The organism is Vibrio sp. AND4, assembly GCF_000171815.1.
In the GTDB taxonomy this organism is placed as follows: Bacteria; Pseudomonadota; Gammaproteobacteria; order Enterobacterales; family Vibrionaceae; genus Vibrio.
The window spans coordinates 19,258-44,939 of record NZ_ABGR01000011.1 but is presented as its reverse complement, the minus strand read 5'-3'; the positions used below and the strand labels follow the sequence as shown (position 1 = coordinate 44,939).

The 25,682-nt window shown below is 46.2% G+C and carries 23 protein-coding genes and 1 riboswitch; of the genes, 7 read left to right on the top strand and 16 right to left on the bottom strand.

Annotated features, from left to right (window positions below; all coding sequences use genetic code 11):
• Positions 1-7: 7 nt before the first annotated feature.
• The 5 genes from AND4_RS12385 to rplU all read right to left on the bottom strand — a co-directional run bounded on the left by AND4_RS12385 (position 8) and on the right by rplU (position 3,424).
• Positions 8-481 carry a threonine/serine exporter family protein gene (locus AND4_RS12385; RefSeq protein ID WP_043991659.1) on the bottom strand — a complete coding sequence of 158 codons (474 nt, stop codon included), beginning with the start codon at positions 479-481 and terminating at the stop codon, positions 8-10.
• Positions 481-1,281, bottom strand: coding sequence for a threonine/serine exporter family protein (locus AND4_RS12380; protein ID WP_009843316.1), 801 nt, complete (start codon positions 1,279-1,281; stop codon positions 481-483). The genes AND4_RS12385 and AND4_RS12380 overlap by 1 nt, the downstream gene beginning before the upstream one ends.
• Before the next feature lie 166 nt (positions 1,282-1,447).
• On the bottom strand, positions 1,448-2,623 hold the full coding sequence (gene cgtA / locus AND4_RS12375; protein ID WP_009843315.1) for an Obg family GTPase CgtA: 1,176 nt from the start codon (positions 2,621-2,623) through the stop codon (positions 1,448-1,450).
• A 211-nt stretch (positions 2,624-2,834) separates the two neighbouring features.
• Positions 2,835-3,092: a 50S ribosomal protein L27 gene (gene rpmA / locus AND4_RS12370; protein ID WP_005383095.1), complete on the bottom strand. Its 258-nt coding sequence runs from the start codon at positions 3,090-3,092 to the stop codon at positions 2,835-2,837.
• Between the two features lie 20 nt (positions 3,093-3,112).
• Positions 3,113-3,424 carry a 50S ribosomal protein L21 gene (gene rplU / locus AND4_RS12365; protein ID WP_009843314.1) on the bottom strand — a complete coding sequence of 104 codons (312 nt, stop codon included), beginning with the start codon at positions 3,422-3,424 and terminating at the stop codon, positions 3,113-3,115.
• A gap of 257 nt (positions 3,425-3,681) precedes the next feature.
• On the opposite strand from rplU, the gene ispB reads away from it, so the two are divergent.
• Complete coding sequence (ispB, locus tag AND4_RS12360) at positions 3,682-4,653, top strand: octaprenyl diphosphate synthase (RefSeq protein ID WP_009843313.1); 972 nt, start codon at positions 3,682-3,684, stop codon at positions 4,651-4,653.
• A gap of 91 nt (positions 4,654-4,744) precedes the next feature.
• On the opposite strand, the gene AND4_RS12355 is transcribed toward ispB, so the two are convergent.
• Complete coding sequence (locus tag AND4_RS12355) at positions 4,745-4,936, bottom strand: hypothetical protein (RefSeq protein WP_009843312.1); 192 nt, start codon at positions 4,934-4,936, stop codon at positions 4,745-4,747.
• A 122-nt stretch (positions 4,937-5,058) separates the two neighbouring features.
• Positions 5,059-5,994, bottom strand: a complete 936-nt coding sequence (gene mdh, locus AND4_RS12350; RefSeq protein WP_009843311.1) for a malate dehydrogenase — start codon at positions 5,992-5,994, stop codon at positions 5,059-5,061.
• A gap of 358 nt (positions 5,995-6,352) precedes the next feature.
• Between mdh and argR the strand changes: the two genes are divergently transcribed.
• The 4 genes from argR (at position 6,353) to AND4_RS12330 (ending at position 11,535) form a co-directional block, all read left to right on the top strand.
• On the top strand, positions 6,353-6,823 hold the full coding sequence (argR, locus tag AND4_RS12345; RefSeq protein WP_009843310.1) for a transcriptional regulator ArgR: 471 nt from the start codon (positions 6,353-6,355) through the stop codon (positions 6,821-6,823).
• 379 nt (positions 6,824-7,202) lie between these two features.
• Complete coding sequence (locus AND4_RS12340) at positions 7,203-8,171, top strand: TAXI family TRAP transporter solute-binding subunit (RefSeq protein ID WP_009843309.1); 969 nt, start codon at positions 7,203-7,205, stop codon at positions 8,169-8,171.
• A 303-nt stretch (positions 8,172-8,474) separates the two neighbouring features.
• Positions 8,475-11,054, top strand: a complete 2,580-nt coding sequence (locus AND4_RS12335; protein ID WP_009843308.1) for a TRAP transporter permease — start codon at positions 8,475-8,477, stop codon at positions 11,052-11,054.
• 43 nt (positions 11,055-11,097) lie between these two features.
• Complete coding sequence (locus AND4_RS12330) at positions 11,098-11,535, top strand: universal stress protein (RefSeq protein ID WP_009843307.1); 438 nt, start codon at positions 11,098-11,100, stop codon at positions 11,533-11,535.
• Between the two features lie 67 nt (positions 11,536-11,602).
• On the opposite strand, the gene thiQ is transcribed toward AND4_RS12330, so the two are convergent.
• From thiQ to mpl, 5 genes are all read right to left on the bottom strand, one after another.
• Entirely contained in the window at positions 11,603-12,307 is a 705-nt protein-coding gene (gene thiQ / locus AND4_RS12325; protein ID WP_009843306.1) for a thiamine ABC transporter ATP-binding protein, read from the bottom strand.
• Positions 12,307-13,893, bottom strand: coding sequence for a thiamine/thiamine pyrophosphate ABC transporter permease ThiP (gene thiP / locus AND4_RS12320; protein WP_083796287.1), 1,587 nt, complete (start codon positions 13,891-13,893; stop codon positions 12,307-12,309). Before thiP ends, thiQ begins: the two co-directional genes overlap by 1 nt.
• 14 nt (positions 13,894-13,907) lie before the next feature.
• A complete protein-coding gene (gene thiB, locus AND4_RS12315) occupies positions 13,908-14,900 on the bottom strand; it encodes a thiamine ABC transporter substrate binding subunit (protein WP_009843304.1) in 993 nt (330 codons plus the stop codon).
• A 68-nt stretch (positions 14,901-14,968) separates the two neighbouring features.
• A riboswitch (TPP riboswitch) is annotated at positions 14,969-15,118 on the bottom strand.
• Between the two features lie 32 nt (positions 15,119-15,150).
• A complete protein-coding gene (locus AND4_RS12310; protein ID WP_009843303.1) occupies positions 15,151-15,789 on the bottom strand; it encodes a flavin prenyltransferase UbiX in 639 nt (212 codons plus the stop codon).
• Positions 15,786-17,147, bottom strand: coding sequence for a UDP-N-acetylmuramate:L-alanyl-gamma-D-glutamyl-meso-diaminopimelate ligase (mpl, locus tag AND4_RS12305; protein ID WP_009843302.1), 1,362 nt, complete (start codon positions 17,145-17,147; stop codon positions 15,786-15,788). The genes AND4_RS12310 and mpl overlap by 4 nt, the downstream gene beginning before the upstream one ends.
• Positions 17,148-17,460: 313 nt before the next feature.
• Between mpl and fbp the strand changes: the two genes are divergently transcribed.
• Positions 17,461-18,477 carry a class 1 fructose-bisphosphatase gene (gene fbp / locus AND4_RS12300; protein ID WP_009843301.1) on the top strand — a complete coding sequence of 339 codons (1,017 nt, stop codon included), beginning with the start codon at positions 17,461-17,463 and terminating at the stop codon, positions 18,475-18,477.
• A gap of 125 nt (positions 18,478-18,602) precedes the next feature.
• Positions 18,603-19,139 (top strand): inorganic diphosphatase, encoded by a 537-nt coding sequence (ppa, locus tag AND4_RS12295; RefSeq protein ID WP_009843300.1) that lies wholly within the window; start codon positions 18,603-18,605, stop codon positions 19,137-19,139.
• A 71-nt stretch (positions 19,140-19,210) separates the two neighbouring features.
• Here ppa and AND4_RS12290 read toward each other — a convergent pair whose 3' ends face one another.
• From AND4_RS12290 to AND4_RS12275, 4 genes are all read right to left on the bottom strand, one after another.
• Positions 19,211-19,570, bottom strand: a complete 360-nt coding sequence (locus AND4_RS12290) for a DUF2799 domain-containing protein (RefSeq protein ID WP_009843299.1) — start codon at positions 19,568-19,570, stop codon at positions 19,211-19,213.
• A 120-nt stretch (positions 19,571-19,690) separates the two neighbouring features.
• A complete protein-coding gene (locus AND4_RS12285; RefSeq protein ID WP_009843298.1) occupies positions 19,691-20,038 on the bottom strand; it encodes a gamma-glutamylcyclotransferase in 348 nt (115 codons plus the stop codon).
• 33 nt (positions 20,039-20,071) lie between these two features.
• Positions 20,072-23,887 carry a translocation/assembly module TamB domain-containing protein gene (locus AND4_RS12280; RefSeq protein ID WP_009843297.1) on the bottom strand — a complete coding sequence of 1,272 codons (3,816 nt, stop codon included), beginning with the start codon at positions 23,885-23,887 and terminating at the stop codon, positions 20,072-20,074.
• On the bottom strand, positions 23,884-25,596 hold the full coding sequence (locus AND4_RS12275) for an autotransporter assembly complex family protein (protein ID WP_009843296.1): 1,713 nt from the start codon (positions 25,594-25,596) through the stop codon (positions 23,884-23,886). The genes AND4_RS12280 and AND4_RS12275 overlap by 4 nt, the downstream gene beginning before the upstream one ends.
• Positions 25,597-25,682: the final 86 nt, after the last annotated feature.

Here is a 25,682-nt window from a genome sequence, read left to right as displayed (position 1 = left end):
TGGGTCCTTATACTATGGGTCTGCGACGATAGAATAGCAGCCCCGGAACCGCCAAGCCAACCGCTAAGCCTGCAATAATAAACATCGCCTTAAGAAAGTTCTCCATACACGTCGCAATCAGCTCAGGTGAATAGCCTAAATGATTAATCTCAACCACTGCGATCATTGCTTTATACGCAAAGACCCCAGGTACCATTGGGATTAATGCCGCGACGGTGAATACTTTAGGGTGAGCCAGAAAACGACGGGACCAGTGAACACCGATTAAACCAACTAGAGTTGCAGCGAAAAACGTCGCCCATTCAATTGGTAAACCAAGATGCATCATCAGATAGCGGCTACCATGACCAATCGCACCGCCTATCGCACAATACTTCAACGCCTTCTGCGGCACATTAAACACCATGGCAAAACCAACCGCAGGAATAGCGGCAAAGAACATATCTTTTACGATCTCTAAAAATAGGTCAAATACACTCATCAGCTCGCCCATCCCCAAATTCCGGTGACTTCCATCGCAGCGACGATACCAAGGCAAGTGGCAAGAGTAAGCAAACTTGCCATAGTGAAACGTGCAATGCCCATATTGATATGACCTTTCAGCATATCCGCGACCGAATTAATTAACGGGAAGCCGGGAACCAACATTAAAACCGAGGATGCCATCGCTACTGTCGGCAGGTTACCAATATTAAAAATCACCGCTTGAGCGGATATTAACGTGGTGACAAAAGCCGTAACGGCAAAGTTAAGAAGTGGGTTAAACTGGCGATGACCAATTTCTTGTCGTATGACCATTCCACCAGAGGAAGCAAGAAACGTCATAATAAACACTCCTAAGTTCCCGCCAGCTAGGTGACTGAAAGCCGCACAAGAAAGGCCAATCATCAACACGACTAACCAGCGGTTATAACGCTCTGGGCTAATAGCATTGAGTTTTTTCTGCGCCATTCTTACGTCGAGAAACCCACGCTCCATCATGATACAGATACGCTGAATCTGAGTAATCACTCGCATATTGATACCACGATCCACACCGCTTCTTGTCGTGGTAATACAATGCTCACCTTTGACAGTTGTAACCACGAGTGCATTAGCTGATAACGCAACCTCAACTTCACTGACGCCACATGCAAGACCAATCCGCTGCATGATATCACCGACTAACGCACTCTCTGCCCCGTGGGCTAATAACATTTGCCCAGCTTGGGCGACAAGCCGAGAAATGGCTCTCTGCTTGGATGCTGTCGTAAAACAAGACGGCGAGGCTCCCGATGTCATAAATACTCCCTAACTCCATTCATCCCCAAATAACCTCGAGACACTTGGTTCAGCGAGCATGACTTGGGCATCATTGATTATTGTGCCGTAAATAATATCTGCTAAACATGATTTAGATACAAAAAAAGCCGCAATATACATTGCGGCTTAATAAATCAGCTAGTGATCAGTCACGGACATAAACAACGTGACCGTCGTCTTCTTCGTCGTCCCAATCATCCCAATCGTCATCATCTTCTTCGGTGATCACGTCTTTACCAGCCATTGCGTCTTTATGGTAGTCATCCCACATGAAGTTTACTTTATCTTCTTCTGCAACTTCTTCCTCTTCACGAGGTAGGTTTTCCATAAAGTCAGCGAGCTTGTAACATAGATCTTTTGTGCCGTTGCGGTTGATCGCTGAGATTTTGAAGTACTCATCCTCCCAACCTAACGCATCCAAGATCTCTTGGATCTTTTCATTCGCTTCTTCTTCGAGCATCAAATCTGTTTTGTTAAAGACAAGCCAGCGCGGTTTACCTGCCAGTTTTTCGCTGTACTGCTCAAGCTCATCAATGATGGTTAAAGCATTTTGAACTGGGTCTGACTGGTCAACTGGCATGATGTCAATCATGTGCAACAAGACACGACAGCGCTCAAGGTGTTTCAGGAAACGAATACCAAGGCCAGCACCGTCAGCAGCGCCCTCGATTAGACCAGGTATATCTGCAACAACAAAACTCTTCTCAGGAACCACACTCACAACGCCCAGACTTGGGATTAGTGTGGTAAATGGGTAATCTGCCACTTTAGGTTTGGCTGCCGATACCGCGCGGATAAAGGTTGATTTACCAGCATTAGGTAGACCAAGCATGCCCACATCAGCCAATAGCAATAGCTCTAAACGGATCTCACGGATTTCACCTTTGGTTCCTAGCGTTCTCTGACGAGGAGCTCGGTTCACTGAAGATTTAAAACGCGTGTTACCAAGACCGTGCCAACCACCTTTCGCGATCATCACTTTCTTACCGTGCTCTGCTACTTCTGCAACAATTTCGTTAGTGTGGATATCGACGGCGCGAGTACCAACAGGCACGCGAAGTATAATGTCTTTACCACGTTTACCAGTACAGTTACCACCGCGACCATTTTCACCGCGCTCGCCTTCGTAAAAGCGTTGGAAACGGTAATCGATCAGGGTATTTAGGTTTTCATCGGCTTGGATGTAAACATCACCACCATCACCACCATCACCGCCATCTGGGCCACCTTTAGTGATGAACTTTTCACGCCAGAAACTTACAACGCCGTTACCGCCGTCACCAGCCTGAACCTTTACTACCGCTTCATCTACGAACTTCATCTTTTACTCCGACTACTTCGTGCGTGACTTAAATCTGATTTGTCATCAAACAATCTTAGCAGATAACAGATCTAAGCTCCCAGAAACCAACCGTTAGTGGCCAAGAACGAGAAACTTCGATATGTCGACTGCTATAAATAAAAAACCCTGCCGAATCGGCAGGGCTTTTGAATTCAGCTATAAAGCTTAAATAATTAACCTAGAAGGTAAATTACTCAGCTTCGATGCTTACAAACTTGCGGTTCTTAGGACCTTTAACCTCGAACTTCACCTTACCTTCAGTAAGAGCGAATAGAGTATGGTCTTTACCGATACCTACGTTGTTACCAGCGTGGAATTTAGTACCACGTTGACGAACGATGATGTTACCTGCAAGAACAGATTCACCACCGAAACGCTTAACACCTAGGCGTTTGCTTTCTGAATCGCGGCCGTTACGAGTAGAACCACCAGCTTTTTTGTGTGCCATTGTTAAACTCTCCTAATAGATTAAGCGTTGATACCAGTGATCTTCACTTCAGTGAACCACTGACGGTGACCCTGTTGCTTACGAGAGTGCTTACGACGACGGAACTTAACGATTTTGATTTTATCGCCACGACCGTGTTGTACAACTTCAGCAACAACTTTGCCGCCCTCTAGAAGAGGAGCACCAACTTTGATGTCTTCGCCGCTAGCAACAAGAAGAACTTTATCAAATTCTACAGTTGCACCAGTTTCAACGTCTAATTTCTCTAAACGAAGAGTTTGACCTTCGCTTACACGGTGTTGTTTACCACCAGATTGGAAAACAGCGTACATATTTTACTCCGCTTTTTCCGCACAGCCTTTTCATGAGGGTGTGCGCTAAACTAATCATCAATAGGGCGCAGATTCTACAGAAGAGATGTCCCTATGACAAGCCATATTTTGAAAAAATTGGCGAAAAGCTAATCGCCAATGAAAAGTGCGGCAATAATGCCCTTAAGGAATGTATTAATCAACGTTTTTTAGTGTATTATCCCGCAATTATATAAATCGAATAAGCCTTGCAGGGTCTAACTTCAGCCGGATATACGATGGATTTTAAAACTATCCAAGCGCTTACTGCCGATGACATGGCAAAAGTGAATGAAACAATTCAAGCCCAACTAAATTCTGATGTCTCTTTGATCAACCAGCTCGGTTTCTATATCGTGAGTGGTGGAGGCAAACGCTTAAGACCACTTCTGGCGATATTGTCAGCACGTGCTCTGGGTTACCACGGTAATGGCCATACAATGGCAGCGGCGTTTATCGAATTCATCCATACGGCAACTCTGTTGCACGATGATGTCGTTGATGAGTCAGATATGCGCCGTGGTAAAGCGACAGCGAACGCGGCATTTGGTAATGCGGCGAGCGTGTTAGTTGGGGACTTTATTTACACTCGCTCATTCCAAATGATGACAGAGCTAGGATCAATAAAGATCCTCAAATTAATGAGTGATGCAGTCAATGTGATCGCAGAGGGAGAAGTTCAGCAGTTGATGAACTGTAATAACCCTGATACCACTGAAGAGAACTATATGCAGGTCATTTACTCGAAAACGGCTCGTTTGTTTGAATCTGCTACTCAGATTGGCGCCATACTCAATGATGCTCCAGAAAACGTAGAGGTTGCGCTGCAAAACTACGGTAAATTTCTGGGTACCGCATTCCAGCTTATCGACGACGTAATGGACTATACGTCTGACGGTGAGGACATGGGTAAGAATGTTGGCGATGACTTGGCAGAGGGAAAACCGACCCTGCCGCTTTTGCATGCCATGCATAACACAACGCCAGAAAATGCAGCAATGATTCGCGAGGCTATCGAAAAAGCTAACGGCATGGATAGATTAGAAGAAATCTTAGCCGTGATGCAAGATGCGGGCTCTCTCGCCTACACAGAGCAAAAAGCTGTAGAAGAGGCCGATAAAGCGATCGCAGAACTGTCTGTACTGCCGGAATCGGATTATAAGCAAGCACTGATCACTTTAGCTCACATGGCAGTAAAAAGAACCAGCTAAAACTACAGAGTCAGCCCTAAAAGCAAAAAGGAAGAGCTCGCTCTTCCTTTTTGATATCTGGGAATAGGGCTTGTGTAGCGGATCCATCAAGCTAGTAGTATTTATCACAACTGTCATGAAGTTGAGGGTTTTCTTCTATCTCATCAAAACTCACCGCCAACTGCTCCTCTGATCCCTGTTTGGCCAGCAATACCGTCTCTGCCTCTTGGTCTATCACCAAAATGGTTCCTACGCCCTGCTGACACTCTACAACCATACCTTTACGGACACGATTCGCTTCCATCACCTTCTCCTTCGCAAAATAGCCTGACACTGAGGTACTACGCGCAATATGATGAAAGGATCAAAAAAGCCGATCCTAAAATCGGCTATCTTCTTTATGCAGATTTCTAAAAAGAAAGCAGCTTATTGAGCAAACTCAACACCAATATTGATATCGCCATTTAGTGTTTCTAGCATTCCGTCAAGGGCAGACTTCTCATAGTCACTTAGTGCGCCATAACTTAGTACTTCTTCTACGCCGTCTTTACCTAGCTTCACTGGTTGCGCGAAGTATGGTGCATGCTCGCTATCGCCTTCAACGTAAGCACACTCAACCACACCTTCTTCACCTTGAAGAGCACGAACTAGCGCTAGGCCAAAGCGACATGCCGCCTGCCCCATAGACAGAGTGGCACTTCCACCACCCGCTTTTGCTTCTACTACTTCTGTCCCTGCGTTCTGGATACGCTTAGTCAGAGCTTCCACTTCTTCAGCCGTGAACTCAACGCCTTCAACTTGAGATAACAGAGGAAGAATGGTTACACCAGAGTGACCGCCGATAACAGGAACGCGAATGTCACTTGGATCTTTACCTTTTAGTTCAGCGACAAATGTTTCTGAGCGGATAACGTCTAGCGTTGTGACACCAAACAGCTTACGCTTGTCGTAAACGCCGGCTTTTTTAAGAACTTCAGCAGCAATTGGCACTGTTGTATTAACTGGGTTAGTGATAATACCTACACATGCTGCAGGACAAACAACGGCGATCTTTTCTGCCAGCGATTTAACGATGCCAGCATTTACATTGAACAGATCCGCACGATCCATACCAGGTTTACGTGCCACACCTGCAGAGATCAGTACCACATCCGCACCCTCGAGTGCGGGGGTTGGATCTTCGCCAGCGTAGCCCTTAATAGAAACCGGAGTTGGGATATGGCTCAGATCAGCTGCCACACCAGGAGTTACTGGAGCAATATCGTATAGGGCTAAATCAGAACCTGCAGGAAGGCGGTTCTTAAGTAGAAGGGCCAGAGCTTGACCAATGCCACCAGCGGCACCAATAACGGCTACTTTCATGTAATTCTCCTTGAGAGTGTTTCTCTTATAAACGTATTCTGAAGATGTTTTGCATCTAGTGAGACAAAATTATCGAAACCACAACTTGATTACAATCAATTAACGTCAGCTTTGCGACCTCACGCAACTCAGTATTAAGCAACGACTGACAGAGGCTCAATCATGTAGTTATTCTGTTGAAATAATAAGAAATTCAGTGCAATAAATAGAAAAATAATTGCATCATTAGGGAGTGGCATTCTGTATGGAATTTACAGTGATGTACCTAACATATTGCCATACCTTTTTTGCTACTACATGAATATCTATGCGAAAATATGCACAATTTCTGCCCCTTAAGAAGAGAATGATAACGACTATGCGCAATTCAGAGAAACAAGATAGCTTAGTTCGCGCTTTTAAAGCCTTATTAAAAGAAGAGAGCTTCGGCTCACAAGGCGAGATCGTCGAAGCATTGAAGCAACAAGGTTTTGAGAGCATCAACCAATCTAAAGTATCCCGTATGCTGACAAAGTTTGGCGCGGTTCGTACACGCAATGCAAAAATGGAGATGGTTTACTGTCTACCTGCAGAATTAGGGGTTCCTACGGTAAGTAGTTCCCTGCGTGAATTGGTCCTAGATATTGATCACAACGCTGCGCTAGTTGTCATTCACACTGGCCCGGGAGCAGCTCAATTGATTGCCCGCCTACTGGATTCTTTGGGTAAATCTGAGGGGATTCTTGGTGTTGTAGCTGGCGATGACACCATTTTCATCACCCCTACCATGCCTGTCTCGACACAACAGTTGTTCAAATCTGTCTGTGAGCTTTTCGAATACACTGGCTAGCAGCGGTTACGGGCTATGAAATAAATTGGATTTCATAGCCCACAACAATGTGATTTTTTTGATTGTCTGGCTTGTTTATTGCCCGGAAACTCTGTGACAACCCTCACGCTGTTGATCTTTTAAAACCCTTCTCAAAGTTATACATAACTATCTGTTATAAAAAGATTTAAACCCCAAGTTTACCACCTGAACATGTCGTTTAATGTAGGCTAATTGATTGTAAATTTTAACAATCAGATAATTTTCTGCCAATTTTTTGTTATGATTCGCCCGCTTTTTCAAATAATCGGATTGGAAAAGATGCCGTTTCCAAATAGGAAACTCCAGAAATAATTTACGTTTATTTCTGGGTTAATAATGAATATAAGGAAAGAAATTCATGGCATTGAACAAACTTTTAAAAGTAGGCGCTATCGCTGCTGCTGTTATGGGCGCAAGCTCAGTAAACGCTCAAGAGTTTATCACTATCGGTACTGGCTCTGTTACAGGTGTTTATTACCCTACTGGTGGTGCGATTTGTAAATTGGTAAACAAAGGTCGTAAAGATCACGACATTCGTTGTTCAGTAGAATCGACTGGCGGCTCAATTTACAACGTCAACACTATGCGTGCTGGCGAGCTAGACTTTGGTATCGTGCAATCGGATTGGCAATACCATGGCTATAACGGTACGAGCAAGTTTGCGGAACAGGGCCCGTACAAAAAGCTACGAGCGATGTTTTCTCTTCACACAGAACCTTTTAATATCATCGTACGTGCTGACTCTGGTATCGAAAACGTTAAAGATCTTAAAGGTAAACGCGTCAACATCGGTAATCCAGGCTCTGGAGACCGTGCGACAATGGGTGTAGTGATGGATGCAATGGGCTGGACACAGGACAGCTTCAAACTGACCTCTGAGCTAAAAGGCTCTGAGCGTTCACAAGCACTATGCGACAACAAGATCGACGCATTCATCTACATGGTGGGTCACCCGAACGGTTCGATCAAAGAGGCAACAACCTCTTGTGATGCAAAACTTGTCTCAGCAACAGGGGCTGAAATCGACAAGATCGTTGCAGATAACCCTTACTACGCATTCAGCACAGTGCCTGCTGACATGTATCGTGGTACAGATAAAGACATAAACAGCTTCGGTGTTGCGGCGACAATGGTAACGACTTCTGATGTTTCAGATGACGTCGCTTACAACGTAGCTAAAGCCGTGTTTGAAAACTTCGATACATTTAAACGTCTACACCCTGCATTTGCAAACCTGAAAAAAGAAGACATGGTGCAAGCGGGTCTTTCTATCCCTCTTCACCCAGGTGCGGAAAAATACTACAAAGAAGTAGGTCTGCTTAAGTAAGCAACTACTGACTTCAAGCTCAGGCAGAAAAGGATGGTTTTCTGCCTGATTAAGTATGCTGGTAACTATCGTTTGCCAGCATGTTTTGTTCAAATTGCAAATGCAATCTGCCGATTTCTTTCAGAAGTCGCGCTCACACCTAAAAAAGAAACCGCACATTTCCCTCTCCCAACAATCAATGGGTTGCAGATTTGTCGCGATTCACTCGAAAGCAAACTTCGCTCTATTCACTACACTGTTATAGCGAAGCGGGGTTCTCGATACACGATACAGACAGGACCATCAATAATAAGGAAAAAGTACATGGCGACGAACAACACTCCGTCACAAGATGTGCAAGAAATGGTGGCTCAGGCAGACACAGGTGCACGAAACCCGATGGGTTTACAAGGTCGAATCTTATGGTTCGTACCACTGTGCTGGTCACTATTTCAATTATGGTACGCGTCTCCGCTACCGTTTATTTTTAATTTTGGCGTACTCAACGATACTGAAGCGAGAGCAATTCATTTAACTTTTGCCACTTTCCTCGCCTTCACTGCTTACCCTGCAATGAAAAACTCTCCACGTGACCATATTCCATTAATAGACTGGGTACTGGCATTAGCGGGTAGCTTTGCGGCGGCATACATTTATATTTTCTATACCGAACTGGCTGGTCGCTCTGGCGCACCAACAACTGTCGATATTCTAGTCTCAGTGACAGGAATGATACTGTTACTTGAAGCAACACGTCGTGCACTGGGCCCCCCATTAATGGTCGTTGCTGCAGTATTCCTGACTTACACCTTTGCTGGCCCATACATGCCAGACGTAATTGCTCACAAAGGCGCAAGCTTGAACAAAGCAATGTCACACCTATGGTTAACCACTGAAGGTGTGTTCGGTGTCGCATTGGGCGTATCGACTTCGTTTGTGTTTTTGTTTGTGCTTTTTGGTGCCATGCTAGAGCGCGCAGGTGCAGGCGCTTACTTCATTAAAGTTGCCTTCTCGCTGCTTGGCCACATGAAAGGTGGCCCAGCGAAAGCGGCAGTGGTTGCTTCGGGCTTATCTGGCCTCGTCTCAGGATCATCCATAGCAAACGTAGTGACCACAGGTACCTTCACCATTCCGCTGATGAAACGTGTTGGCTTTCCCGGAACCAAAGCAGGTGCGGTTGAAGTCGCCGCGTCGACCAACGGCCAGCTAACGCCACCTATCATGGGTGCTGCTGCTTTTCTAATGGTGGAATATGTCGGTATCTCGTATGTTGAAGTTATCAAAGCTGCCCTACTTCCTGCACTTATTTCTTACATCGCGCTGATATACATCGTTCACCTTGAGGCGTGTAAAGCCGGCATGACTGGCCTCCCTCGTCGTCATAATCCAACCATGCTACAAAGCCTATTATCTTTTACTGGCACCATCCTTGGCTTGTGTATCATCAGTGCACTGGTTTACTACGGTGTAGGTTGGACAAAAGATGTCTTCGGCGATGCGGCGACCCTCATAGTAACGGTTGCTTTGCTGATTGCTTACGTTGGGCTGGTGAAGATTTCTGCCAACCACGTCAAAGATGCTTCGATTGAAATTGATGCGGAACTCACCGAAGTACCCGAACCGGGCCCAACAATTAAATCTGGTCTGCATTACCTATTGCCTATCGTTGTTCTGGTTTGGTGTTTGACCGTCGAGCGCTTCTCACCGGGTCTGTCGGCATTTTGGGCAACTGTGTTCATGATCTTTATCTTGCTGACACAACGCCCATTGATCGCATTGCTATCAAAACAAGGTGACTTGATTAAACAAACTAAAGATGGCTTTGTTGACCTTGCAGAAAGCTTGGTCTCTGGTGCTCGCAATATGATTGGTATCGGCGTGGCAACGGCTGCAGCTGGTACAGTTGTTGGTGTGGTCACCCTTACTGGCATAGGCCTTGTAATGACCGACTTCGTCGAGTTCATCTCTGGCGGTAGCATCATTCTTATGTTGCTATTTACTGCGGTGATCAGTTTGATTCTGGGTATGGGTCTACCAACAACGGCAAACTATATCGTGGTATCAACGCTAATGGCACCAGTCATCGTTACTTTGGGCGCGGCTCATGGCCTGATCATCCCACTGATTGCGGTGCACTTATTTGTGTTCTATTTCGGTATCCTCGCCGATGATACACCTCCAGTAGGTTTGGCTGCCTTTGCCGCTGCTGCGATTGCCAAGTCCGATCCAATCCGTACTGGTATTCAGGGCTTTACCTACGACATTCGAACCGCAATTCTGCCATTTATGTTCGTCTTTAACACTCAGCTTCTTTTGATGGGCATTGACTCATGGTGGCATCTAGCGTTAACCGTGATCTCGTCAATTATTGCGATGCTGATCTTCTCTGCGGCAACACAAGGTTGGTGGTTCACTCGCAACAAGTGGTGGGAAACGCTGCTGCTATTGGTGCTGACCTTTTCATTCTTCCGCCCTGGATTTTGGTGGGACATGATCTATCCAGCGAAGCTTCTTTCACCTGGAGTTGAGATAGCTCAAATCACTGAAGGGCTGAATGTAGGAGAATCGATTGAGTTACGTGTCGCAGGTGAGAACCTCGAGGGTGACTACGTTGAAAAAACGGTACGCCTTCCGTTCGAAGATAAAGCAGTAACCGCTGAAGAGCGACTTTCTTCAATGGGCCTTATGTTGACTGAGAACGACGGCAAAATGATCGTAGACATGGTTGAGTTTGGCAGCCCTGCGGAATCCTCAGGAGTCGACTTTGATTGGGAGATTAAGTGGGTAGTTCAAAATGCCGAAAGACCAATGAAAGAGTGGGTATTTGTGCCTTGCTTAATGATCTTGCTGGTACTCGCCATGAACCAAAAACGCCGTGCTCATAAGGAACAGCTGAGCGCATAACCGATTGGCCCCGAGGTTATGGGGCCATGATGAGAGACACAGAATGTATAAACAAATTCTTGTTCCGGTTGATCTAAATGACCAAGGCTTTTCTGATCGCGCAGTCGAACTCGCGGTCTGGCAAGCTAAGCAGGCCAATGCAGAAGTCCACTTACTCACTGTGTTGCCAGGTATTCATATGTCAATGGTCGCAACTTACTTCCCGAAAGACGCGGCAACAAAAATGAAGCAAGACGTGAAGCAACAACTCAAAACCTTTGCTGACCAACACATTGATGATGAAGTGATTTACAAAGTCCATGTTGCAGAAGGCAAGACGTATACAACCATCCTTGATTACGCAGAACGTTTAGGCGCAGACCTTATCATTATGCCAAGCCATAAGCGCTCAAAAATCAACAAAGTGGTGCTGGGCTCTGTGGCCAGTAAAGTGGTAGAGAACTCACCCATCAATGTTATGGTGGTGAAGCCTCAAGGCTAGTGCACCCATTTAAATATCCAAAAGGTTGGTGCTCGGCATCAACCTTTTATTTTTTAATTTAAAACACTTATCCTGCTGCTTTGACAAAGGCCTTCAATACATCACTACTGTGTTGCACGTTAAGTTCACTGATTGTCCCTGCCGCCTCAACCTGCCCACCAGCAACAAAAGCAAAATGACTCGCAATCGCTTTGGCGTCACTCAAATGGTGTGTCACCATTAACACCGTAATATCACGCTCAGCAGCAAGTTGCTTAACCAGTATTAACATCTCTTCTCGCAGTACTGGATCCAAGGCGGAGAAAGGCTCATCGAGTAGCCAGATTGAGTGCGGTTGAACAAAACAACGTGCCAATGCCACACGCTGACGCTGACCGCCAGAAAGGTGTTCCGGTAGGCGATCGAGATACTCAGCAACCCCCACTTGCTTCGCCGCTCGCTCCACAAGCAGGTTTTGCTCTGCCGTGAGCTTTAGCCCCGGATGCAAACCTAAACCTATATTGTCTCTCACTGACAGGTGAGCAAACAGATTATGCTCTTGAAACAGCATTGAGAACGGACGTTGGTAAGGATCTTTGCGGATAATCGATTCACCATCAACCAAAATATCACCTTGCTCAGGATTGATAAAACCCGCAACTAGCGCCAATAAGGTTGATTTACCTGCCCCACTTGGTCCCATCAGTGAAACGATTTGTCCACGTTGAATGGCTAACTCAAAACGAAACAGTTCACGTTGATAGGTGTACTGCACGTCATCCAACATTAACATTACGTTCTCTCCTTTGTTTTCAATACTTTTTCAATCAAAGTAAAACAGCCCACGCTGAGTAACAGTAAGGTAACAGATACCACCGCAGCCGCATCCATTTGATAACTGCCCAGTAGTTGGAATAGATACAGCGGTAGCGTTCTAAACTCTTGCCCACCGAACAAGGCAATCGCACTTAAATCACCAATCGCCAACATAAAGCTGATGGCAAAAGCATGTGCAAACGGCTTACGCAGTGCTTGCCACTCCACCACTTTAAAGCGTTGCCAACCACGCATCCCCAAACTGGCACATACATATTGGTATTGCTGCTCAATGTGCAACATTGGCTGGGATAAGGTCTTCAGCACATACGGCAATGCCATTAAACTATTGACGAGAATGACGACAAAAAAAGCGAGACTAAATACATCGGTAAATGAGCGCAGCAAAAGGAACAACCCCGTACTCATTACAAGTCCCGGCGTCACCAAGATAATGGTACCGATAAGCTCAATCTGATCGGCACTATGGTTCTTATACTGCAAACGCCAACGTCGGCTGGTCAGAAGAATCGATACCCCCGCCGCAACAGCAAGCGAGCTCGCCAATACAGCCACTTTGACCGAATTGAACAACGCTGACCAAAAACGTTCATCGGTCAGCACCGTCCAAACTTGCTGGTTGATCCCACTAATCACCACCATCACAAGTGGCGGTATCACCAGTAAAAAGGCACCTATGATCCAAACGCTATCCCAAGCTTTTGACCACCCATGATCCTTGGTTAAATATTGCTGTACCGATGTGCTGCCAACGCTGATTGACATTGGTCTCGTTAACTTCTGCACACCAATCACCAACAAGCCGCATAGTAGCATTTGCCATAGCGCCAAAAGTGCCCCCGCTTGCAAATCAAAATCGAACTTAATCGCCTGATAAATGGCCAGTTCAATCGTGGTCGACTTTGGCCCTCCACCTAACGCCATCACAGTAGCAAAACTGGTAAAGCACAGCATAAACACTAAGCCACTCACATGCGGCAGTTGCTGTCTTAGGCGTGGCCATTCCACCCAACGAAATTTGTCCCAATGACTCATTCCAAGATGTGCACACAGTTTATGTTGCTCAGCAGGAATCGACTCTAAAGCCTGCAAGAGTAACCGCACAGCATAAGGCATATTGAAGAATACATGCGCGAGTAAAATACCGTTCAGGCCATAAATAGAAAACGGCAACTCAGCGCCGTTACTTTTCAGCCACAGCGCCAATAAACCGCTATTGCCATAAATTGCCAGCAAACCGAAGACCCCCACCAACACAGGCAAAACTAGGGTAGAAGCGAACAATTTTAGTAGCAGAGACTTACCAAAGAACTCTCGTCGAGAAAGCGCATGAGCGACAGGAATCGCCAAGCCAACACTCAACAGCATAGAGAGAAGAGCTTGATAGAAGCTGAATTTGGTAACGTGCTGATAATAGGGATCTTCCCACACCACAGACACATCAAGAGAAGGCGCTTGAACAATCAAAGCGCCGAGGGCAGAAATCACAAAGGTCGCGATAATCATCGCGACCCCTAACCCTAGTTTCGGAACAGAATTCAAAAGTAGAGCCTATGTTAAAACGTCAACGCGCTTTGCCATTCACGAATCCAAGACTTACGCATTTTCGCCACGTCATCAGCACTAAAGCTTAATGGCTTGCTTGGTACATTCAGTGTTTCAAAACCTTTTGGCAATTCAGCGTTAGTGACTGGGTACATCCAGTTACCAGTTGGTATCGCAGCTTGAAAATCGTCACTCAAAATGAAGTTCATGAACTCGTCGACAAGCTTAGGATTTTTTGAACCTTTCACCTTAGCTGCCACTTCTACTTGCATGTAATGGCCTTCAGAAAAAGCGGCGCTTGCGTATTTCGCATCATCTTCTGCAATCAAGTGATAGGCCGGAGAGGTTGTGTAAGACAGCACAAGATCGGATTCGCCGTTTAAGAACATCGAGTAGGCTTCTGACCAGCCTTTAGTAACCGTGACTGTTTTCTCAGCCAACTGCTTCCAAGCTTGAGTCGCATTGTCGCCGTAGATAGACTTCATCCACAACATCAAACCCAGGCCCGGCGTTGAAGTGCGAGGGTCTTGGTAAATCACTTTTAGATCATCACGCGCTTCCACCAACTCCTTCATACTCTTTGGAGGGTTCGCTAGCTTGTCTTTGTTGTATACAAACGCAAAGTAACCAAAATCATATGGAACGAAGGTCTTATCCTGCCAACCGTTAGGCAAAGTCGTCTGCGAAGTGTCGACATTGTGCTCAGCCAGCAACCCAGTCTTTTTCGCTTCCGCCATCAGGTTATTATCCAAACCCAACACAATATCCGCTTTGCTATTATTTCCCTCTAACCGAAGACGGTTAAGAATGGAAACACCATCGTCCAGCGCAACGAAGTTAACATCGCAGCCACATTTGGCCTCGAAGGCTTTTTCGATTTTAGGACCCGGCCCCCAATCAGCAGCGAAAGAATCGTACGTGTAGACAGTTAAGGTGTTTTCAGCGGCAAACGCTGAAGTCGAAGTGATGCCTGCAAGGGCAATCAGACTAAGAGTGGTTTTCACTGCTCGCTCTCCATTTGTATTAGTTACATGCGCGGAGCGGCACAGGGTTGAGGCGGTATTAAGGATTTCCAATATCCAGACTCAATTCCTACGCCAGCATTATCTGGTTCAGGTAATACGGGTCCCTGTTTGCTCAACAACGTTAAGCGGTTAGGTCTCAGCGCCCAATGGCATTGACAAGATCAATACCAACAAGGTTTGCTCCCCGATGAGTTGCTTGGATTGTAAAGGTCTTTTGTTGATTACACAATCAACGTTGATCATAACCCCAACGTGGCACCAAACCTTGTTCAATGCCGAGGTGATCAAGTATTCTCGCCACCATAAAATCCACTAAATCTTCAATACTCTTTGGTTGATGATAAAAGCCAGGTGCTGCTGGCATAATAGTGACCCCCATCTGAGAGAGCTTGTGCATGTTTTCCAGATGTAGGGTAGAGAAAGGTGTTTCACGTACCACAAGCAGTAACTGTCCACGTTCTTTCATCACCACATCAGCAGCACGCTCAATCAAATTATCTGACATGCCGTGTGCAATAGCCGCGACACTGCCCGCAGAACATGGGCACACTACCATTTGCTTTGGCGCTGCGGAGCCCGATGCCACAGGTGAGAACCAGTCGTCTTTACCGCAAACGGTGATATTATCTGGATTGCAGTTTAGATGCTCAATAAGCACTCTTTGCGCCGCTTCAGGACCACTTGGTAATTTCAGGTTGTGCTCAGTCGCCATCACCACACGGGCGGCCGAAGAAATCAACACATACACGTGATAATCTGCTGCGACTAGGCACTCGAGAAGACGAAGTCCATACGGAGCACCAGACGCGCCCGTTAGTGCCAATGTGATGGCTTTTTTTGGAGTTACTTTTTGCTGCATAGGTGTCATTTGGCTTTTTGTTTGAGTTGTTCAAGAAGCTTGCCGTGGATACCGCCAAAACCACCGTTACTCATAACGAGGATTTGATCACTTGGCTGCGCGCGTTCGACGATTTTGGCGACAAAAGTGTCCATGTCAGCTTCAACAAAGGCACGTTGTTGACACTGTTCGGCAATGTCTTGTACCGACCAATCAATATCATCAGGTTGGAACAAGAACACTTCGTCTGCACTGTGCAGTGACGCAGCTATCGTATTCTTGTGAACACCACGCTTCATGGTTGCAGAGCGAGGCTCTAAAACGGCAAGGATTCGTTTTTGGCCTACTTTGTTACGTAAACCGCCTAGTGTCAGTTCAATCGCCGTTGGATGATGTGCAAAATCATCATAAACGGTCACACCTTGCTCTTCGCCTTTAAGCTCTAAACGACGTTTAGTGTTAATAAAGCGCCCCAGAGCCTGGCAAGCCAGCTCAGGAGCAACCCCAACATGACGGGCTGCAGCGATTGCCATCAGAGCGTTATCTACATTATGGTCTCCGACAAGATCCCAATCAACAATACCGACTTTCTCACCTTGCAGTAACACTTCAAATTTGGACCCATCAACCAACAATTTGCTCGCTTGCCAGTCGCCATCAATACCCGAGAATTGTTTTTCTGTCCAACAACCGCGCTCGATCACGTCTTGCAGAGATGAATCTTGCTTCGGCGCTAGGATCAAGCCATTACCCGGTACAGTACGCACCAAATGATGAAATTGCCGCTTTATCACTTCAAGATCGTCGAAGATGTCTGCATGATCGAACTCAAGGTTGTTCATGATGAGTGTACGCGGATGGTAATGAACAAACTTAGACCGTTTATCGAAAAAAGCACTGTCATATTCATCCGCTTCCACGACGAAAAACATGCTCTCACCCAAACGAGCCGACACTCCGAAGTTACCCAGTACCCCACCGACCAAGAACCCTGGTTGGTAGCCACAGTCTTCTAAGATCCAAGCTAGCATACTTGAAGTGGTGGTTTTTCCGTGAGTGCCTGACACTGCCAGTACCCAGCGGTCGTGCAATAAGAACTCTTGCAGCCACTGCGGACCCGAGGTGTAACGTATATTGGTATTTAACACATGTTCAACACATGGATTACCACGACTCATCGCGTTACCAATCACCACAAGGTCAGGTTGTGGTTCAAGCTGAGAAGGGTCAAAGCCTTCAATAATTTCAATACCTTGAGACTCCAGCAGGGTACTCATTGGTGGGTAAACGTTAGCATCCGACCCCGTCACTTTATGACCTAGCTGACGCGCTAGAATTGCTGCGCCGCCCATAAACGTGCCGCAGATACCCAAGATATGAATGTGCATAGACTTAGCCTTGTAATGCGTTCTTTAATTCCTTCATTATCGTGATAACCACCAGAAAAGCGAGTGACTTTCACCCTGTTCGTGCAGTCTCTTTCACAAATCTAACAAGGCCTAATGCTGACTGACTAAGCATTAACCAAGAGATTGACCTTTTATGCAATAAGACAAATAAATTGAGATCTCAGTCGGTTACTTCATTACCATTAATAAGATCTGCGATTTAAACTTACAACTCGCGCAATCGTTTAACATCCAACAAGAGATGTCTCCATTGCGTCATCCCCCCACGAAATAAAAAATGTAAGGATAAACCATGTCAGGACTGCGTACCCTAGGTGAGTTCATTGTTGAGAAACAAGCGGACTTTCCCCACGCTAACGGTGATCTTTCATCTCTTTTAGCCTCCATTCGTTTAGCTGCAAAAATTGTTAACCGCGAAATCAATGCGGCCGGCCTTGGTGATATCACCGGTGCTGTGGGTACAGAAAATGTACAGGGCGAAGACCAACAAAAGCTTGATGTGTATGCGAATGACAAGTTCAAAGCAGCACTCGAGGCACGCGACCAAGTTTGTGGCGTCGCTAGTGAAGAAGAAGATGAAGCGGTGGCGTTTAATAAAGAACTCAACCAAAACGCCAAATACGTCGTGCTAATGGACCCGCTGGATGGTTCATCGAATATTGATGTGAACGTGTCAGTAGGTACGATTTTCTCTATTTATCGTCGAGTTTCTCCTATCGGCACGATACCAACAGAAGAGGACTTCCTCCAACCAGGTCACAAACAAGTGGCAGCAGGCTACGTCATTTACGGCTCATCGACCATGCTGGTTTACACCACTGGCAATGGCGTAAATGGCTTCACATACGATCCATCAATTGGCAGCTTTTGCCTATCTCATGAGAATATGATGATCCCAGAAGATGGCAAGATTTACTCGATCAATGAGGGTAACTATATCCGCTTCCCACTGGGTGTGAAAAAGTACATCAAGTACTGCCAAGAAAACGTGCCTGAAGATGGCCGCCCATACACATCACGCTACATAGGTTCCTTAGTTGCAGACTTCCATCGCAACCTGCTGAAAGGTGGTATCTACTTATACCCAAGCACGCAAAGTCATCCTCAAGGTAAACTGCGCCTGCTGTACGAATGCAACCCAATGGCATTTTTAATTGAACAAGCTGGTGGCCTGGCCTCCGATGGTGTTAATCGCATTCTGGACTTGAAGCCAACAGAACTGCACCAGCGTGTGCCTTTCTTTGTTGGTTCAAAGAACATGGTCAACAAAGTCGAAGCGTTCCTTGAACTGAATCGCGAAGAAGACTAATTTCAGACCTTTGCCCAACGCGGCTGGTGTTTACCTGCCGCGTTTTTGTCGTTAAAGTAAATTGCGAAAATGTTAGCCAGATTAACCCCTTCCACGCTTAATCTTCAATGAAAAGGAGTATTCAAATGAGCCTAAATAACGTACCAGCAGGTAAATCACTGCCTGAAGATATCTATGTCGTCATTGAGATCCCGGCCAACGCAGACCCAATCAAATACGAAGTAGATAAAGACTCTGGTGCAGTGTTTGTTGACCGTTTCATGTCTGCACCTATGTTTTATCCATGTAACTATGGCTACGTGAACGATACTCTCTCCCTTGACGGTGATCCTGTCGACGTACTGGTCCCAACGCCTTATCCATTAATGCCTGGCTCTGTGATTCGCTGCCGTCCCGTTGGTGTATTGAAAATGACGGATGAATCAGGTGAAGATGCCAAAGTGTTTGCCGTGCCGCACTCAAAAATTTCCACAGAGTATGAGCATATTCAAGACGTTGGTGACATCCCTAGATTGCTGAAAGCACAAATTACACAGTTTTTTGAGCGCTACAAAGAACTTGAAGCAGGAAAATGGGTGCAAGTCGATGGATGGGAAGACGTAGCGGCTGCAAAAGCAGAAATCCTAGAGTCTTACCAGCGTGCACAAAACAAAAAGTCGTAAACACTAACTATGTAGACATCAAACAAAAGAGCAGCCAATCAATCGGCTGCTCTTTTCTACTATCGCAGGACTTAATACCCACCAGCCTTCGACATTCGGCCTGATTCATAGTCGTTACGGAAAAACGGGTTCACATCGTCACAGATGCCCGAGTAAGGAGCGCCTCGAACACCAAGGATATAAGCACTTTGTGCGCAATATTCCTGTTTCCCTTCCTGATAGCCAGTTTGATAAGCCATGATGAGCTCAGCGGTAGCGAGGTTTGTATTATCTAACTTAGCAATACCTTCTTCAGATAACTCAATCGAGCCGTTAAGTGCAGTTTGCTTACCAAAGCCTTGCCAGTCTGTTGCGTTAGTAGAGCTTGGCAGTGTTGTTTGCGCGCAGGCGTTTAGAAAAAAAAGCATAGCGCCGATGATGATAAATCTCATAAATCCCCCTTGGGCTTCACCAAAACCATCGGACTTACACTCACATTCGCATCAACGAGTACTCATTCGACAGTCATCACTTTCTCTACTCAATGCTTACGCTGAATCGGCAACGACAGTTCACACTCTTTGGCACCAATCGCCAGAAGCAATCTCTTCCGTTAATTGCTCGGTATCTTGATATAAGTAGATCCAAGCTTGGCCAAATGGCGTGGCGATGTTCTCTCTACGGTACTCAACGGGAACATCTTCAAGCTTGTCCAACTCGCCCAGCATGTCGTTATCAATCAAATACACTTCGCCTTGTATCGCTTTCTTCCCGGAAACCAGTGCGGGATAACGGCCTAAATCATACAAAGAGAATTGGGCATCGGTCTCATGATGCCCAAGAAACTCAGCGGTTTTCAAAAAGTGATGATTGCACTCTCCTTTGCGTAAGGTGCCATACACAAATACCAAATGCTGCATAACCACTCCTTAGTTATGGGTTAAAAGCTAAGCTTAGTTGAATTCAAACTGGTAGAGCAGGTCAACGGCACTATCAACGCCTGATACCGCTTCGAGATACAGGTCTGTCATCAAGCGATAACGAACAGTAAACTCCCCCAACGAGGTAAAGATACCTACGCCGTATTTCACTTGCAGACCCGGCAAGATATAACCACTTACGGTGACCTGTGAGTCATCACCCGAGCCCGCCGTATCTAATTGAAGATCTTGTACCCCAAAAGCCTCACCTATCTCACCGACCACTTTGCCGCTCTTCGCCAAACTCAGACCAATCAAGGTTGTGGTCATCGAGTTCCCCCCTGACTCTGCATCGATATCCTGGCCACGCAATAGGTAAGAAAGCGCATTGGCCTGCGGCATAGCCGGATCTGAGAAGATTTCCACCGAGGGATCACTCGCAGGCCCCGTCACTCGGACACCCGCTGTCACATCATCTTGAGTATTATCTGGGTTACGAATCGCTTTAATTGACACATAAGGCTGATCCGCAGGGCCGTTCATCATGATTTTACCTTCTTCGATCACCAAGTCTTGACCGAATGAACGGTAAGAACCATCAACGATGTTCACTTCACCAACAATGAACGGTCCTTTGTCTTTTTGCGTTACATTCAAATCACCTTGCAAGTCACCTTTTAAGCCAAATGCCGACAATTGGAAGTCATCGCCTATCGTAATATTGATGTCGGTTTCGACATCAAACGGCAACGCTTGCTCGCCATCGACTGGCTGCATATCTTTATTTAAGATGACGGTATCGCTAGACACCCCAACCGCACTTGGTGGTAGCTCATCCACCAAAATTCGTCCCCATGGCAAGTTAATATCACCTTCGATCTTGGCCAATTGAGGGGTCACATCAATACGCATGTCTGGCTCAACTTTGATTCTCACCATTGGCGGCATATCGACTTTCAGTTCTCTGGCAAAAACACTTGCTTTGGTGTGCCAGTTTTCTAGGTCGCGCCAATCCGCATCACCGTTAATTTCCAGCTTGCCGTCAGGCGTAATAATGCTTGAATCTAAATCCGCTTGATGTCCTTTAAAGTTAATCGCGACTTTGCCAGAGTTAATATCGATTGGCGTCACGTCACCTTGCAGTTTAATTTGATCGATTAAGAATTGGCCATTCACTTTCGGATGCATCACATCACCAGACAAAGCCAGATCCGTGTTCATGTTCGCTTTAAACAGGCTGTACTCGCCAATCAGTGGTGCTAAAAAGTCCAAATGAAACGTTGAGAGTGATACATTACCGTCGATAGTTGGACTCTCTGACGAGACATCATTCAAGGATACCTTTCCGGACAAATCACCGTTATCTGTGACATCCAAAGACCACTCTGCATTCAGTTTATCTTGGGCTAAATTCGCTTTTAGATTGACTCTGTCCCACCCAACTTTAATCGGCTGCTCCAGCGCCTGCTCCACCTGCCCTTTCGGCATCTCCACGTTCACCGCTACTTCCGGTTTCATGTCTGGCGCCCATTTCGCATAAGCATCCGCATTGACCAAGCCCTGTAGCTTAGTTGCTGCTGGTAAGAACGATTTGATTTGTTCAAAATCGAAGTTTGTTATGGCTAACTTAGCTTCGCCACTCTTGCCGACGCTGATGTCTTCCGTGAGGCACACTTTTGAGTTTGCTTGCAACCAACAATGCGCTTGAACCTTGGCGATCTGCTTATCGATGTTGACATTAACTGAGGTGGATTTTTGCAGAGACCAGGGGCCTTGAGGCGTGTCTAGCGTAAGACGACGTAATGCGCCATCCCAGATCATCTGTGGCTTTTGCTTTAAGGTACCTGCGATCTCTAAACTGCTTGAAACAACGTCTGAAACCACATCCAGCGTCAGTTGATGTAACTTCTCATCGCCAGACACTTCAAGGTCTGCACTGTCGATTTTGATGTCATCGTAACTAATGTTCTTCGCAATCAGACTCACATCGGCTTTTGGCGCAGGTAATGGTGTCACATCACCTTTCAGCGTAATGGTTTCAACCTGCGCTTGTTGTTGCCAATTCACTTGGTTTAGCGCTAAGTCTAAGTTGATGTTTGGCTGCTTCAAACTACCACGTAGCGCAACCGTACCATTCATCTGACCGCCAAGGTCCGGCACACTTTTCGCGAAATCGGGGAAGTTAACCTTAACATCCATCAAGATCTTCTTGTCGATCTTACCTTTTGCTCGCAGTAAATTGGGGCCATGGGACAAAACTAAGCCTGGGGTATTGAGCTGAATATCCTCGCCTTTACCCGTCTTGTCAGATGCCTTTAGCTGACCTTCAATATTCAGCGGGTAACCTCGTAAAATACCATCAATATCCAATTTCGGTAGGCTCACCTGCCACCCGCCTTGCTCAGTTAAAGAGCCAGATGTTGATAGACTGCCACTAATGTTACCTTCAACCTCTTTCCACTGCAGGCCTGGTTGAATGTTCTTCAGGTTCAGATCGGCTTGCCAGTTGATTGGCGCAGCCCAGTTGGCCATCAGCTTACCAGCTAATTCACCACCTAGTGTTTTTACAACCATCTTCTCTAGGTCGATCTGCTCCAGAGTCCCTTTGCCGTTTAACACCACGTCTACATCAGGAATATCTTTACCCGACGCCATCGTTTCTAGTGCAACCTTATAGCCCTCTAGTGAACCTTTGGCCGCGAGACTCGGAACTGAGACTTGGTAGTCACTCTTACCACTCAGTGGCCATTGCGCAGAGAGATCTTTCAGTTGGATATCGAATGGCAACTCAGGTTTGAGCGGTTGGACTTGACCTTCAATCTTGGCTTTCACCAAATCAGATAGCGTCGCCTGTAATGATAAATCCCCCACCGAACCCGATGCAGACAATGACAGTTTTTGACCTTTTACGTCCGCTTGTTTAACCAAGGCGTCAATCTGTGCTTGAATTGGATAATCGGCTGATAATGTCACCTGTGTACTTAGCTGACCTTCGACCTCTGGCATATCAAGCTCTAGCGTTTTAACATCAACTTTGTCACCACCTGCCGTTGCCTCTAAACCTAAGTGATGAACAATCACGGGAGTGTCACCAGCTAATTTAAAGTCATGAATATCTAGCCGTTTTGCTTCAATAGTAAGCGGAATCCATACCTCTGGCAGCATAATACCTTCTGGCTTGGTTTCAGCGGTTGGTTTCACTTCTTCGCTAGCTTGAGTTTTCGTATCCTTTGGCTGGCTTTGTGTTGCCTGTTCTGGCTGCTTTTCTGACGCTTCTTCAGTCGGTGCCAGCGCCACATTGATCGCCTTCAACGCCGTAGGGGCAATCACCAAGCGATCGCCTTGCATTGACAATGCCGTTGAGAAATCTTGCCAATCTATCTTATTGCCTAAGATGTTAAGGCTGATGTCGTTCAAGCTCACTTTATTAACGAAGATAGGCACTGGTGTGCTGATAGATCGCAATGGTGGCGATGCTTCCGGCTCATCGCCTGCTGGTGGCAACGCTGGCATTTGGAACTTAACCCCCTTTAGCGCGAGCTCATCCACACACACTTTAGGGTCGAAGAAACAACGGAAGTTCATCGCCAGAGTGACGCTTTCCACTTGGGTATCGATATGGAGAGAATCATCCACAAAGCTGACGTTATGCAGTGTAAAACCAGGGAATAATGAACCTTGAATTTGCTCGACTTTAAGTTGCGGTAACGCTTTCTCCGCGCCCCAAATCGCCAGCTTTAACCCCGGATGGGTAGATAAAATGGTGCCGACAAAAATGACCAGCAAAACCATGAGAGTTAGGAGACCGATTGAGAACCATTTCGTCCACTTCAGCGTCGTTTTTATCATAGCTCTGGCCCCAAAGAGAAGTGAACACGGAATTCAGGATGGGGTTCAGAGTCCAGACCCCAAGCAAAGTCAAAACTCACCGGCCCCACCGGTGATGCCCAGCGGATACCTACACCTGCACCCGAGTTCCATTCAGGGGTCTCATTAAACGCATCACCAATATCATAGAATACTGCACCCCACCAGTTGCCATGTACACGATATTGGTACTCCAATGAACTGGTTACCATGTATTTCGCACCAGTCAATGCGCCACTTGAATCCTTTGGTGAGATCGATTCGTAGCCGTAACCACGAATGTTGTTGTCACCACCAGCAAAGAAGCGCAGCGATGGCGAGAGTTTTTCAAATTCCTCGGTGATATTGGCACCACCTTCAAGGCGGAATAAGCCACGGTGGTTTTTCCCAATTCCACGGATCCAAGATGTACGGCCTAACAAGCGAAGCACACGAGTCTCAGACAGTAATGCTGGATCACCGTACTCAAGCGTCACGTTCTGTTTGTCCCCCCACATTGGCATGTTACCGCCACGAGTTCGCGTCCGAGAGAAAGAAGCCCCAGGCAAGACAAACTGCACACCATCTTCTTGCAAACCTTGCGAGAAGTTTTCGTATAAGTGACGAACATACAAGGTTTTGTGCCAACCACCATCGGTAATCCAGTGACGTTCGACCGCCAAGTTCGATTCCAAACTTTCTGTATCGCGATTATCGAGATGCTTTAAACCAAACTGAAGTTGGTAGTATTCGTGCAGTACGTCATCAAGTGGAATTTTGTAGCCTGCTGTAATCGTCTGCTCAGGTTTAGAGAGAGAGAGCGCCGTATCGAAGCTATGCCCTCTTCCACTCACCCAGGGCTTTTTCCACTTTAACGTACCGCGTACACCAGTATCAGTAGAGTAACCAATACCCGTTTCAATCTGGTTTCTCGCAGCAGGCTCAAGCGTGACCTTGATAGGTAAATCTCGACCTTCATCAAGCTTAGTTAAGTCTGGCTCAACAAATACCGATGAGAACCAATCTGTATTCGATAAGTTTTGGTTGTATTCACCCACTTCTGAAACCAAGTAGGGGTCACCGCTCTTAAATGGACGTAAAGAGTCAACACGTTCGTCCCAGATCTGACTGTTTATGATATCAACTTTACCAAAGTGATAACGGATACCGCTGTCATAATGCAGACGAACGTTAGCTTGATTAACCTCCGGCACCACTTCTAAACGGCTCAATGTAAAATCACCATTAAAGTAGCCGCGCTGTAGCGCTAGATTACGAATACCCGATTTCAGAGAATCGTACGCCCCTTGATTTAAAATTCGGCCCTCTTTCAAACGCGATTTTTTTATGAGCTTGGTAAATTGCTCATCTTGCGCCGCTTCTCCCGAAATCACCACATCCATTTGTTTGATTCTAACTGGTTCGCCAGGTTGAATGTTGACGATCAATTCATCATTTTTTTTCGTAACAGTGTATGAGATTTTCGCATGATAGTAGCCAAGTGCATTGAGCGCTTCATTGATGCTTTTCTCTAGTCGCGCCTGAAAGCGCAACGACGTGGAATAGTCCTCTTCAGGAACGGAAGACAAGTAGGCATTCACATTATCTTCTAGCGCACCATCAATACCCTTAATTGTTAGGGCGACATCGGCGTAGGCGCTATGAGAAAAGAGAAGTAAACTGACAGTGATCGGGATAGCTTTTCTTATCATGCTTTTTAGCTGGGTGAGGTTAAATAAATGTAAACAATAATAACGCCAAATAAAGGCCAAGTCTGTAATTTTAGTAGGTTTATCAC